Origin of the sequence: Streptomyces telluris (assembly GCF_024519335.1) — a bacterium.
Classification (GTDB): domain Bacteria; phylum Actinomycetota; class Actinomycetes; order Streptomycetales; family Streptomycetaceae; genus Streptomyces; species Streptomyces telluris.
Genome location: NZ_JANIID010000043.1, coordinates 1 through 12827, shown reverse-complemented (window position 1 = coordinate 12827; position 12827 = coordinate 1). Strand labels below are relative to the sequence as shown.

At 69.1% G+C, this 12827-nt stretch carries 13 protein-coding genes and 2 pseudogenes; 12 read left to right on the top strand and 3 right to left on the bottom strand.

All coding sequences use genetic code 11. From position 1 onward, the window contains the following. Positions 1 to 955: 955 nt before the first annotated feature. From NQU55_RS32195 to NQU55_RS32165, 7 genes and pseudogenes are all read left to right on the top strand, one after another. Positions 956 to 1384, top strand: a complete 429-nt coding sequence (locus tag NQU55_RS32195; RefSeq protein ID WP_256791638.1) for a DUF6193 family natural product biosynthesis protein — start codon at positions 956 to 958, stop codon at positions 1382 to 1384. Between the two features lie 481 nt (positions 1385 to 1865). After that, positions 1866 to 2882 carry an NACHT domain-containing protein gene (locus NQU55_RS32190; RefSeq protein WP_256791637.1) on the top strand — a complete coding sequence of 339 codons (1017 nt, stop codon included), beginning with the start codon at positions 1866 to 1868 and terminating at the stop codon, positions 2880 to 2882. Beyond that, positions 2789 to 4210 carry a hypothetical protein gene (locus NQU55_RS32185; RefSeq protein WP_256791636.1) on the top strand — a complete coding sequence of 474 codons (1422 nt, stop codon included), beginning with the start codon at positions 2789 to 2791 and terminating at the stop codon, positions 4208 to 4210. The genes NQU55_RS32190 and NQU55_RS32185 overlap by 94 nt, the downstream gene beginning before the upstream one ends. A 554-nt stretch (positions 4211 to 4764) precedes the next feature. Further along, complete coding sequence (locus tag NQU55_RS32180; RefSeq protein WP_256791648.1) at positions 4765 to 4977, top strand: cold-shock protein; 213 nt, start codon at positions 4765 to 4767, stop codon at positions 4975 to 4977. 185 nt (positions 4978 to 5162) lie between these two features. Beyond that, positions 5163 to 5318: pseudogene (locus tag NQU55_RS32175) on the top strand (helix-turn-helix domain-containing protein); the annotation flags it as partial. Between the two features lie 63 nt (positions 5319 to 5381). Beyond that, entirely contained in the window at positions 5382 to 5591 is a 210-nt protein-coding gene (locus tag NQU55_RS32170) for a helix-turn-helix domain-containing protein (RefSeq protein WP_168095279.1), read from the top strand. 114 nt (positions 5592 to 5705) lie between these two features. Beyond that, on the top strand, positions 5706 to 6044 hold the full coding sequence (locus NQU55_RS32165; protein WP_206329867.1) for a hypothetical protein: 339 nt from the start codon (positions 5706 to 5708) through the stop codon (positions 6042 to 6044). A gap of 629 nt (positions 6045 to 6673) precedes the next feature. On the opposite strand, the pseudogene NQU55_RS37345 reads toward NQU55_RS32165, so the two are convergent. Continuing rightward, positions 6674 to 6865, bottom strand: a pseudogene (locus tag NQU55_RS37345) (DUF8825 domain-containing protein); the annotation flags it as partial. A gap of 240 nt (positions 6866 to 7105) precedes the next feature. On the opposite strand from NQU55_RS37345, the gene NQU55_RS32155 reads away from it, so the two are divergent. The 5 genes from NQU55_RS32155 (at position 7106) to NQU55_RS32135 (ending at position 10884) form a co-directional block, all read left to right on the top strand. Then, the gene (locus tag NQU55_RS32155) at positions 7106 to 8170 is read left to right on the top strand and encodes a terpene synthase family protein (protein ID WP_256791634.1); all 1065 of its coding nucleotides are present in this window, start codon (positions 7106 to 7108) and stop codon (positions 8168 to 8170) included. Between the two features lie 78 nt (positions 8171 to 8248). Beyond that, entirely contained in the window at positions 8249 to 9616 is a 1368-nt protein-coding gene (locus NQU55_RS32150) for a cytochrome P450 (protein WP_256791633.1), read from the top strand. Next, entirely contained in the window at positions 9613 to 10056 is a 444-nt protein-coding gene (locus NQU55_RS32145) for a nuclear transport factor 2 family protein (protein WP_168097147.1), read from the top strand. Before NQU55_RS32150 ends, NQU55_RS32145 begins: the two co-directional genes overlap by 4 nt. 57 nt (positions 10057 to 10113) lie before the next feature. After that, complete coding sequence (locus tag NQU55_RS32140) at positions 10114 to 10389, top strand: hypothetical protein (protein ID WP_256791632.1); 276 nt, start codon at positions 10114 to 10116, stop codon at positions 10387 to 10389. 216 nt (positions 10390 to 10605) lie between these two features. Beyond that, positions 10606 to 10884: a hypothetical protein gene (locus tag NQU55_RS32135; RefSeq protein ID WP_168096650.1), complete on the top strand. Its 279-nt coding sequence runs from the start codon at positions 10606 to 10608 to the stop codon at positions 10882 to 10884. 292 nt (positions 10885 to 11176) lie between these two features. Here NQU55_RS32135 and NQU55_RS32130 read toward each other — a convergent pair whose 3' ends face one another. Beyond that, the gene (locus NQU55_RS32130; protein ID WP_375790188.1) at positions 11177 to 12331 is read right to left on the bottom strand and encodes a helicase associated domain-containing protein; all 1155 of its coding nucleotides are present in this window, start codon (positions 12329 to 12331) and stop codon (positions 11177 to 11179) included. Beyond that, positions 12328 to 12827: helicase-related protein (locus NQU55_RS37300; RefSeq protein ID WP_443744709.1), on the bottom strand; the 500-nt coding region annotated here is incomplete at its 5' end. The genes NQU55_RS37300 and NQU55_RS32130, both read right to left, overlap by 4 nt.

The following is a 12827-nucleotide window of genomic DNA, read 5'->3' as shown; positions in this document are numbered from 1 at the left end:
CCGCCGGGTCAGCCCGGTACCTGCACGGGCCCCGTGCGGCCCTGGACGGCGACGGCCGCGCCTGTCGTGCAGCAGCTGTTGTGCGCTGGCGGGTAGTTGGCTGGCTGGCGGTTCCTTGTCGGTTACCGGGCCTCGGGCGCTCTGACTGCACCGGGTGGCCGGCCGTGCCCGTCAGTACCGGCGCCAGAAGCATCCCGGTCATCCGCTAAGGCGCCCCCGGAGCGCGCCCACTTGCAGGCCTGGAGGCACTGTGTTCCGGCGTTGCTCACTGGTCTGGGCAGTGTGCCTGCGCCAAGAGACCGAGGCGGGGCGGGTCCAGCTGAATCAGAGGCTCTGCCGCGCCCTGGCGTCTGCCTTTCGAAGGTATTTTGGTGATCTTGTCATTGCTTCGCTGGGGTGGAGGGGTGTTGGTGTGTGTTGGGGTAGCTGGTGCGGGACGGGGCCTTGTTGCTCACAGCCCGCAGCCTCAGATCCTGTCGGCTGCACCTCATGCAGGCCGGGGACCACGCCAAGGCTGAGGTCCGCTGGGCGGCGCGGCCGTTACTGCGGCGGCACCGAGCATCAGCGGATCGCCGCACTGAGCACTGCTGCTCAGGGCCACGCCCAGTTCACTCAAGGGCACATCGAGCGGGCCTGCGCGACGTGGGGCCGTGCCCTGGATGGTGTGACGGGTGTCCGCTCGACCCACATCCGCGTCCGCACTTGCAGCACGGTTATGGCCCTCCGGACGGACTTGGCCCGGCTCCGCAGCCGCGGTGCCCGTTCTGCCCAGGCCTGGGACGACCGCGCCTGGGCGTGGCTGGGCGCCGCAGGATGAGCGGGCCTGGTCGCGGCGACTGGTGGCCACGCTGCATCACCTCGACGTGGGCTCGGTGGAGTGCGTGGCGCCGTGTTTTACGGCCGTAAAACCGGTACCTGACCTGTCTCAGCGAACTTTGGTGAGTCTCATCGAAGTGTGACCGCCGAGGTGGAGCGGGTTGTCGTGGCCGAGCCCAGCCTTCATGATCACGAGATGACTGAAGAGACGGTTGCCGAGAAGACCTGGCGCGGAATACTGGAGGGGCACCCTGGGGCTCGGCGGGGGGAGCCTGCGGTCGTAGCGGCCGCCTACGCAGAACCCCGGCTGCGGGCCCTGTACCCGTTCCCGAGCCACGGGACGCTCACCTTTCACCGGAACACGCAGTTCCCGTGGAGCAACGACTTGCCTTACATCGCGGGCGACGCGCAATCGTGCATCGTCTACGCGCCGCTGCGCGTGGGCGGCATCCTGGGCGAGTCGCTTACGCCGCGGGAGGCGGCCGCGTTGGTGGTGGTCCATCTGCCCGACGACTGCGGGCCGGCCTTCGAGGGGCCCTGGCCCCAGCCCGACCGCCCTGTCGGCTGAGCCGAGTGTGCAGCTGCAGGGCCGGTCAGACTTCGGTGAGACTGATCAAACTTCGATTCAAACTTCGATGAGACGGGTCAACCTGCACGCAACCAGGAGGAGTCGGCGGCCCGCGGCAACCCCGGCAAGCGCACTCCGGGAGACCAACCACCGGCCCTGGAGATCGTGGCGCACGCGCCTGTGCTCGATACGGCCGGCCTGGAGCACCTGGCCGACGCAGTCGCCGACACCCGCCGCTGCAACGACACCTTGCCCGTCACCCACCTGCGTACAGCGCTGGACGAAGCGGCGCGCGCGCCCGGGCCCACTGACATGCGGCACAGCTACGGCGGGCCCCGAAGCCGTGCTTCATGTCGCACCGCCCGGCGCAGCTCCTCGCTCTGCCACCCTTTTGGGTTGATTGCGGACCAGTGCCCGAAATTCGCTGTGCGTATCGGACACGATGCCGTGCATGTGGAGGGGGATTTCGTGGCTCCAACAGGTGCTGTGGGTAGTCGGTGTGGTGTCGGCGGGCTCGGGTCTGGCCGGCTTGTGGTGGGCCGTACCCGAGCTGCATGGCTCTCCCGACAGGTTCCACGAAGTGCTCGGCGTCGGTTTCGGTGCAATGGGGGTGATCGTCGGCACGGCGGCGCTCGCGGTCTCCTGGCTCGGCTACCGAGCCGATCGGCGTGAGTATGTGGGCGGCCTGCAGGTCGGCGGCATCGCGGACTCCTTGGCGCTGGCGGTACGTGGTCAGTGGGAAGCCGAGGCACGGCTGCGGCGGCTGAACGATCCCTACCCGCTGCCCGTGTCCTGGCGCCCCGCCGACGAGAACCTGGTGGAGCCCTGGTCCCTGCTCCTCCAGATGGCCAACCGACATGCCCCGCAGGGCCAGTGGGCCACGCGCCCTGACGACCTTGTCGGTGCCGACACCGAGATCACTGACGTCTTCACCTGCCGCTCCCCAGGCAGCCGCCTGCTCGTCCTGGGTGAACCCGGCGCTGGCAAGACCATGCTGCTCGTCGTCCTCCTGCTCGGCCTGCTCGACCGACGCAGCCCCGGTGGCCCCGTTCCGGTCATATTCCCGCTCGCCTCATGGAACCCAGGGCAGAGCCTGGATACCTGGATGGCGAACCGGCTCAGGGCCGACTACCCGGCGCTGAGCCAACACCCCACCGGGTTCGGCGGGCGGAACGCGGCCCGGGCCCTGCTGGACAACCGATTGATCCTTCCGATCCTGGACGGGCTGGACGAACTCGCGCCGTCCAGCCGCAGCACCGCGCTCGCCGCCATCAACGCCGCCCTTCCCCCGGGCCGACCATGGTCCTCTCGTCTCGGAGCACCGAGTACGGCGAGGCGCTGCGCCCCGACACAGGTGTCCCTCAGCGCCTCAACGGCGCCGCGGGCATCGTCCTTGAGCCACTCGTGTTGGGCACCGTCGCCGCCTACCTGCGCCGAGACGCCGGCGGCGAGGGCACTCCAGCCGCCGATCGCTGGAACCCAGTCCTCGACCGAATGACCCAACCGTCCCCGCTCACCACAGTGCTTGCCACGCCCTTGGCACTGTTCCTGGCCCGAACCATCTACAACCCACGCCCCGACGAAGCTGGCCCCTATCTGCCCGACCCCGCCGATCTCTGCGACACCGGCCGCTTCCCCAGCGAAACCGCGCTGCGTACACATTTGCTGAACGCCTTCATCCCCGCAGCCTTCCGCCCGCACTCGATCCACCCCGCCCCCTGGACATCCGCCCGCGCCGAACACATCTTGCGCAAGGTCGCCCGTCACCTGGAACGCAGACGGCACGGGACGGTGGACATCGCTTGGTGGGAACTCCGATACGCGTTGCCTGCCCCGGTGCTCGCAGCGGTCATCGGATCCGTAGTCGGCCTGTTCACGCTCGTGCTCTCAACCGCGGGCCGTGCCGCCTGGCTCCTCGGGGACTATTACTTCCCTTTCCTCGGCGACTGCGGGGTGCATTGCGACAATCCGGTAGGCAAGTGGCTACGTGGCTTCGGTGTCTTTCCAAACTTCCTCGCCGTCGTCCTGCCGATCCCTCTTGCGGATCATGCCTACCCTCCGGAAGACTGGTGGCTGCTGTTCCTTGACTGGCCCACCGGCGTGGCGAGCGCGTCGATCTACATCGCACTCGGCTTCATCGTTGGCGGTGTCGCACGGCTCGGAAGCCGCTCCGTCCCTGCCCGACGCCTCCGCTGGTCCTTCAATCTGCGTACTCTCGCTCTGGGCCTGCTCTGCTCGCTCACCACCGGAGTGTTTGTCGGACTGGGCTACGGCCGACTGGCCGGGCTCTCATGGGCCACTATCGCCTTGTCTATCTGCACCATCACCACCGGGCTGACGGCGCTATCCGCCGATGCCCGAACTGCTGCATCGCCGATTACCCTGCTGCGCGAAGACCAGCGTAGTTTCGCGCAGATTCTTCTCGTACCTGTCATTGCAGGCAGCCTCTTCCTCGGCCCTGGAATCGCGCTGGGTCACACCGGAACCGACGAGTACCTGGCGCTGAGCGACCATCTCGTGTTCCTGGGAAGCGGCTTCGGATTCTGGGTTGGATGCATCCTCGGCCTGGCACTCGCGCTGAACCGCACCGCCTCTGGACGCTTCATCCTGATCCGCCTCTACCTGATCCTCTTTTGGAGGATGCCGTGGAATGTGTTGGCGTTCCTCGACGACGCCCACCGAAATCGCGGCGTGCTGCGGCAAGTCGGGTCGGTCTACCAGTTCCGGCACGTCGATCTCCAGCGGCACCTCGCAACTCCTGACGCCACGCCGCCAGCCAGTCCGGCTGCGAATGCACCGCCGCCCTCTACCAATCCGCCTTCATGACCGCGTACGGGCAGGGCCTCTCGGTTCCGTGGCGACTACGACCAGTGCACGGTCAGCCTGTACCCCTCCCGATCTCCGGTACTGGTGACAGAAAGGCTGCCGAATGAGCACTTGTGACAAGTCGAATGCATTATTGGTGACAACCACTGTGCTTTGCGCGCTCGAAGCCGCAGGCCAGCTGGTGCCGATGGTGACAACTACCGTGCTTCGGCTCAGTTGTGACTGAGCGCTCCACCCGGCGGCTGAGCGGTCGAGTTGGCGGATTGGGCACTCTGTAGGTCAGGGCACTGGATCGAGCGGTCCGCGCCCTCGCGGCCGCGAGGGCACCAACGGAGGCGCGGGACGTTCTTGCACGTCAGGGCGCTGCAAGCTGAGCACTTCAGCTGGCGAGTGAGTGCTTCGGGTGGCGGATGTGAGCGTCATAGTTGGCGACTACGCCCGGTCCGCCGACGGAGAAGCATGGCCGTAGTAGGCGAGACCCTGTGTACGACCGGCCCCTGCATGCCAGGATCGATTCGGCGACACTGGGTCGCCCACAAGGCTTTGAGGTGGATATGCCCGAGCGGCAAACCGGCGTGGTGAAGTGGTTCAACGATGAGAAGGGCTTCGGCTTCATCACCCCGCAAGGGGGAGGTGACGACCTTTTCGTGCACTTCAAGTCCATCGAGTCTGATGGTTTCAAGTCCCTCAAGGAAGGCCAGACCGTCTCGTTTGTCGTCGAACATGGACAGAAGGGCATGCAGGCGGCGCAGGTCCGCCCGGAGTAACCCGCTTGGAGGCTGTGTGCCCGCGCCCCTTGACCGCAGTCCCGCAGAGTACGCGGTAAGGCCTCAGGCCAGGCAATGGCGTGCCCTGTGGCACCTCGGCATGCGTCGCCGGGGCGTGTGCCGCACGATGCTGGTGACGCCGGGACCCCGCCCGGGCCCGGTGAGGAACGGCTGGGAGCAGGCTCATGGAGAAGGGCAGACGCTATGACGCCCGTACCCGCCTGCTGGTCGGCGCCCAGCTGCGGGAGCTTTATGAGCGTGGGGCGTCCATCAGGGAACTGACCCGTGTCACCGGCCGTTCCCACGCCTATGTCCGGGGTCTGCTGCTGGAGGCCGGCGCGACGCTGCGCAGTGTCTGGGTGCCGGGGGATGCGGCTGCCGGTGCCGGGCGGGATGCGCCGTCGCTGGAGGGAGGCAAGCACTACGACGCCGATCAGCGTCGGCGGATCGGTGCCGAGTTGCGGGCGCTGTATGAGGACGGTGCCTCGATCCGGGACCTGACCCGTTCCACCGGGCGGTCCTACGGATTTGTCCACCGCGTCCTGCTGGAAGCCGGCGTCACCCTGCGCGGCCGGGGCGGGCCGCGGGTCCGAAGGGCCGGCCGGGGCCGGTAGCCGTGTGCGGTGGCCGCTGTCCGGCGGGCCAGTGCCGGGGAGGGGCCGCGTCCGGTGCGGGTGGCTTCTGGCAGTACGCCTGTGACGCGGATGGGCGGGCAATACAGTGCCGGGGTGGCTGACTACTCCCGCTTCATCAGGCAGCAGATTTCTTCCCGTCTGTACCGGCCGGACGGGCGGGTGGAGACCACGCGGGATCCGGCGGTGTGGACGATGGCACACCGCGGGTACAGCGGCAGCGGGCGGCTGGACGTATGGGTGTACGCCACGAAGCAGGAGGCCGTGCGCGAGGGCGCGAAGCTCGCGATGGCCTGCGGGATGGATGAGGATGCGCAGGCCTGCCAGGACTTCGGCGCCGGCCGCTGGCAGAAGGTCCTGGACCGTTATGAGGAAACCCATCCCGACACCCACCTGCTGCGGGTCCAGGCGGCCTTCCTGCAGTTCCCCGGGTAGGGCCGGCCCCGGCGTGCGGGGGGTGTCTCCTTGGTACCGGCCGGGCTGTGGGCCGCTCGCAGTCGCCCTTGGTTCTGTCAGCGCGATTGCTGTGCTGGTCACGAGGGCTGGGGGTCGGATGGCCTGCTCCGACGGGACGGGGCCTGTGCTCACGGTGCGATGGGGCGCCCGGGATGGGCGGGTGAGGCGGCGGGCCATGAGGGTGATCATGGACCAGGTGAGGTGGGCTTCGCTGTCGGAGATGAGCCTCTCGTAATCGCGCACGTTTCTGCGGGCGCGGCGGCGGCCGACTCGGCGGCCAGGTGCAGGTGGGTGGGCAGCCATGCCGGCGTGTGAGGGCCGGCCCCGGCCGTGGCCTTCGGGCCGAGGAGGGGTGCCAAAGCATCACGGCCCGGCTCATGTCCCGGCACGCGTCCCCAGCCTCGCCGCGGGCTCGGCGGCGAGGCCGGTGGTCACCCCGATGGCGTCCGGCGCGCTCGCCAGCGCACCCTGGAACTGTCCGTCCATGACCGGGGCTACGCAGCCGCCGTGCCGTCGGCCGCGGCCTCGTCGCCGGCGGGCTCGTGCACGCGCCTGAGGGCCATCCGCGCCTCGGCCACCTTCCCCTGCGCCACCGTGCTCCAGAAGGGGTGCGTGCCGACGGCGATCGACAGTTCCAGCGCACGGGCCCATAGAGCAGCTACCTGTTGCTGCTGCTCCTCGGTCCAGCCGGGGCTGTCGACTGGTGAAGAAGTAGTGTTGCGACCCCGCGCTATTCGGGGGGACTTTGGCGTCAGTGACGAGCTCGTCTCCCGTCTTCCCTCGTTCGTCCGCCACCGCATCAACGTGTTTGGCCGCTACTCCTTCCAGCTTTCCGGCCTACCTGGCGGCTTGCGGCCCTTGCGCGCCCCCGGGGGGGGGGTATCCGTCGACGCGTAGCCCGCTGGCCTGTGCTTCCACAGAGCACCCGAGAGCATCTGAGTTGCTATCGGATGTCTTGAAAGTCTGGCGTCCGAACGTCTGCTCTGGGTAGGGACTGGCTGTCGATCCGGTCCGTGCGGTTCGCGAAACGGTGTATCGCTGTGGCACAGGAGGAGGCGTTGTCGAAGGTGTCAGCAGCACAGGGGCCAAGTCTGACGGAGTTGTTCGACAGCCGGGGCGGGGCGCTCACCGAGCGGGGTGGGTGGGATGCGCGCATGCATTTGCAGGCCGTCGAGTTCGGTTGTCCGTGGCCGGTCCGCGCCGTGAACCCGCATCTCGGTGAGGTGCGTGAGGGTGCTGTGGCCTGGATGGAGTCGTTTGGCCTCGTCGGCGACAGGCTCCTGAACGCGGACCGGTACGCTCGGTGGCTGCTGGCGGAGAGCGCCGCCTGGTGGCATCCCGAGGCGCCCGCGGAGCGGCTGCAACTGGCCGCCGACTACGTGGGCTGGGTGTTCACCCCTTTCGATGACGTCTTCGATGGCCCCGTCGGCCGGGACCTGGCGGCCACTGGGACGATCTGCCAGGCACTCACAGCCGTCCTCGACGCACCCGACGCCTCCGTCCCCGCCAACGCGCCACCTCGGGTGCGTGCCTTTGCTGATCTCTGGCGGCGGAGTCGGCAGGGCCGCACGCCGGAGTGGGTGGGGCGGGCGACGGTTCACTGGCGGGAGTACTTCGCGGCGCAGGTCGCCGAGGTCGGCAACCGGGTTCACGGGCGGGTGAGCACGCTGCGGCAGCTGGTGGTGATCAAGTGTGCGTACCCGATCTTCGACATGGCCGAGGTCGTGGGCGACTTCGAGGTCCCGCCTGTGGTGTGGCACGCGCCGCTGTTCGCCGAGATCCGCGACTGCATGGCGGAGATCATTACTGCCACCAACGACTTGGTCTCCGCCGACAAGGAAGCCCAGGCTGGCGACGGCAGCAACAACCTGCTGCTGATCGCGGAGCGGCGCGACGGCCTTACCCGCCCCCAGGCCTTCGAACGGCTCAGACGCATGGTGCACGAGAGGTTCGAGCGTGTCCTGGCGCTCGAGGAGCAGGCCGGTGACTGGGACGTCCTGCTGACCGAGGCCCAGCGCCATGAGGTGCGGCGGTATCTGGACTGCCTGCACGACATCGTGGCCGGTGACAACCGCTGGGAACGTGTCAGCGGCCGCTACCACTGACCATCCCCACCGGTCCTGTCCCGAGAGGATAAGGAACAGATGACGCCGCCTTTGCCCGGTTCCGCACCTGCGGGGGGTATGGGTACCCTGCCTGCCCTGCCGTGTGTGCCGGGCGCCGTCCCGGTCCTGGGCCACGCTCTGGCCCTGCTGCGGCGCCCGCTGGAGTTCCTCCGGGACCTGCCCGCCCATGGGGACGTCGTCCAGATCCGTCTCGGCCCTGCCCGGGCCGTCGTGGTGTGCACCGCGGAACTCACCCAGCAGGTCCTGCTCGACGACCGGACCTTCGACAAGGGCGGCCTCCTGTACGACCGGACCCGGGAGGTCATCGGCGCCAGCCTCGCGGCAAGCCTCCACCCCCAGCATCGCCGCAAACGCCGCCTGGTCCAGCCCGCCTTCCACCCCGACCGCACCCACGGATACGCGCAGATCATGACCACCCGGATCACTGAACTCCGGGACTCCTGGCACGACGGGCAGACCATCGACGTCCGCGCCGAAGCCCTCGGCCTCACGTCGCGCATCCTCATGGCGGCCATGTTCGCCAGCACCCTGCCCGCCCCCGCACTGGAACGGGCCCTGGAGGAGATGAACACCATCTCCCACGGACTCCTGCGGCAGACGATCACACCCCCTGCCCTCAACCGCCTGCCTACCCCGGCTAACCGGCGCTACCGGCAGGCCCAGCGCACCCTGCGCGCCATCCTCGACACCGCCATCACCGGGCACACCCCCACCGGCGGCGGAACCGACCTGCTGTCGGTCCTCCTCGCTCAAGGGACCTGCGAACACCCCGCGAAAGATGCCCTGACCACCGACGAGGTCTGCGACGAACTCGTCACCTTCTTCATCGCTGGAACCGAGACCACTGGCCTCACCGTCGCCTGGGCCCTTCACCTCCTCGCCCGCCACCCCGCGATCGCCTCCCGGCTCCACGCCGAAGTCGACACTGTCCTCGCTGGCGGCGCCGCGCACCATCACCACCTGCCCGACCTGCCGCTGACCCAGCAGGTCATCACCGAGACCCTGCGCCTGTATCCACCCGGCTGGCTCTTCACCCGCTGCGCCACCACCGACACCCACCTGGCAGGACACCCCGTCCCCGCCGGCACCAGCGTCATCTACAGCCCCTATCTCGTTCACCACCTGGCCAGTCAGTACCCCGACCCCGAACGCTTCGACCCCGACCGGTGGGCTGATCCCCGCTGCCCTCCGCCACGGGGTGCCTATATCCCCTTCGGTGGCGGCGGCCGCAAATGCGTCGGAGACCAGTTCGGCATCACCGAAGCCGTTCTCGCCCTGGCCACCCTGACCGCCCGCTGGCACTTCACCCCCGCCCCGTGCCACCAGCCCCGGCCCCGCACCCACCTCATGCTCTACCCCGACGACCTCCACTTGAAGGTCACCACCCGCGCCGCCATCACGACGTCGAGGAGTGAACCGGAATGACCGCCATCACTATCCACCCGGACCGCGCCGCCTACGCAAAGGTTTGGTGCGACCTGTGGACGCCGCCCTTCTCCCGTGAGGAGAGCCTCGGCTTCTACGCTGAAGACGGCGTGATGCTCGACCGCAGCTTCGGCGTCGAGATCCGCGGCCACCAGGCCCTCGGTGACTACTTCCAGCAGATCGTCGACGCCGTTCCGGAGATGAACGTCACCGTCATCAACCACTTCTCCGCCCCCACCTTCGAGGTCATCGAGTGGCAGTGGGCAGCCACCTTCCGCAAGGACCTGCCGGTCCTGGGAATGGAACAGTCCCTCGTCGGCAAATCCTTCGACATTAACGGCATCAGCGTCGTGAGTTTCGGCGCCGATGGCCGTATCACTCACGAGGTCGACCACTGGAACAAGGCCGAGCTGCTGCGGCAGATCGGCCTCCTGGGCTGACAGCCGTCCCGCTGTCCCGGCACGGAGAGCAGCGCGCTGGTCCAGCAGCGCGCGAGCATGCCCAGGCAAGAGCCGCATCAGCCCGGTGTCCTGGCAGATGCCGAGGCGGCAGAGCCGGCCTGGCGTCAGCCAGCGGGGCGGGACCACTCGCGCCCGGACTCCGGCGGGCCCGGCGCCGTGTACACCCGCGCCGCGCTCGGTCTGCTGGACGCGGCCCACGCGGCGGTCGCGGCCGCGGTTGCCGCCGACCGCGCCGCCGGCGACGGCTGGGCCGCGATCGGCGCGGCACTGGGCGTCAGCGAAGACACCGCAGCACGCCGCTACCGGCGCTGACGGGCATTGCGGTGTGTCGGCCTGGTGACAGTGACACTGTCTCAGTTCTGTGTGTTCTCGCTGCTGCGGGCGTTGGACGACGGAGCGGGCGCTGTCATGGGGCGATACACCCCCGCAGGACGCCGAGGGGACTGCCACCCGGGGACGCCCGGGTCGGCACGGCCGCGCCCCACCCCAGGCGCCGCCCGGTGAAGGGTGGGGCGGGAGACTGGGCGGGTGAGCATCCCGAACCCCGCCCCCGCCCCTGCGCCCGGTCTGGGGCGTGGCCGTCGCGCCCTGATCCCCGCCGACGACGACACCGACCTGCAGTCGCCAGCCGCCCGCGCCCGCGCCGCCCTGGCCGCTGTCCAGACCGTGCCCGTTCCCCTCGTCGTCCTCGGCGGGATCGCCGGCCTCATGGAAGAGCTGGAGCGCCTGGCCGAAGCAGCCGGGGAAGACGGCAACCAGCAGGCCGCCCGGGAGACGCTGGCGTACCTGCGCACCATCAGCGGCTGACGCTCGCGGCCCCCGCCGTGACATCGCCCGGCGGTGTGTCGTTGGCCGGGTGGGTGCACGAACCCCGTGTGCCGGTGCCTGAAGGAGAGACCCCCTCCGGGCACCGGCACCAGGGTCAGGTGGCCCGGTCGAGCCGGAGAACGGCGACGGCCCCGTAGCCCCTCGCAGGAACTCGGGGGAGTGCCCGGGGGTCCCAGGGCCTGCACGCACTCCAGTGCGATGTCGCGGGCCCCGGGGGCAGCGAAAGATCCCAGGGCCCGCCCAGCGTGCCCGGGGTCCCGTCCGGCAGCCGTCAGGCCGCCGCCCACTCCAGCCCGAGGGCGGCCAGCGCGCCCAGCTTGTCGGCAGTCAGCTTCCCCCGCCGGGTCCTGGTGTTGGACAGGAATACCCCGAGTTTGACCTCTGTCCCGTCTTCCAGCCGCTCGACGTGGCCCCTGGGGACGGTTAGGGAGCCCGTGCGCGTCTTGTACTGGGCCAGGGCGGCAACGCCCCGCTCGAACGCCCCAGCGCCGCCCCTGGACGGTTTGGCGGGCGCTTGCTCGGGGGGCAGCGGCTCGATGCCCAGGTTCTGCAGGCGTTCGCGCTGCCCGTCCGTCAGCCCCTGCCAGACGGCATGCCGGCGTTGCTTCTGGAGCCACCTGCCGACGTCCATCCCGTGGACGGTGACGCCGGGCAGAACCTGCGCCTGGTCCTCACCGGCGAGGAGCTCGCGCACGGCCGCGTAGTGGCGCTGCCAGTCCGCCGGCCAGGCGGGGTTCCAGTCCTCGTCCACCTCACGCAGCGCCTGCTCCCACTCGGGGTGACTGTCGAGCGCACCGGGCCGGCGGAGGTTGGACAACCATTGCCCCAACGGCCGGTCCAGCGCCGTAGCGGTCCGCGGTGCACACAGCGTCCAGTGCTCCTCGCAGTACGCCCGCGCAGCTTCGAGGTTCTCCTGGAACCGCTCGTCCGCGACACTCCAGACCATCCCGAGCTGCTCCAGCCGGCGTGCCCGTACCCCGGTCATCTGCCCGGCCGCGTACGCCCGTCGTTGTTCTGCGACCCATTGCCCAAGGGGAGTTGCGCCCTCTTTGTGTCCATATGGCACTCTGGCGTGCTGCTCGCGTTCGACGAACGCTTTGAGCTTCGCCCACCCTCGCGCCCAGTCCTGCCGCTCGGTGTCGATCACGTTGAACGACACCGACTCGGCGACCATCACCGGGTCGCGGGGGGCGGCAAAGCGCAGCAGCAGCCGGGCTTCTTCTGCGCCTTCCTCCGGCTCCGTTCCGATATACACGGACGGCTGCGCGATATCCTTCTGTGGCTCCTGGGGAATCGCGAGGAGCTCGACCGCCTCTTCGTCGTGAGCCCGAAGACCCTCCAATACCTTCACCAAAGGCCGGTAAGAGGCCGAGGTGAACATGTCTTCCGGCTGTTCTCCGGGCTGGAGGAATACCGGAACAATCAACGACGCCAGTTTCCCTTCCCGGGCTTCTGCCGCAGCGCCCGCCCGATCGCCTGCACGATGTCATGCGGCGCGCCCTTCGGGTCCAACAGGGCTACTGAGTCCACCGCTCTGATGTCGACGCCCTCGCCCAAAACGCGACAATTCGAAAGCACGGCCCGCCGCGCGGTGGTGCCGAAACCGCCCAGCACCTCCCGCCGACGCGCGGCCGGATGCTCCCCGCACAGCCAGTCCGCCCAGATACGCGCCGGGTACGTCTCCGGCTGATCGGCATGCAGCTTCGCCGCAACCCGCGGAAGCCCTTCCGCGTACGCCTGCGCCTCTATCGTCCGGTGATGGAACGTGATGCACGTATTCAGCCGGTGCTCCGCCATCGTCCGCAGCAGCGCCGCATGCAGCGCCCCGATCCGCTCCCCGCGCACCTGTTCGCCGTGCCGCTCCTCGCCCATGAGCCGCTCGGGGGTGACGTCGGGGTCCTGGAGCTCGACCACGATGATCT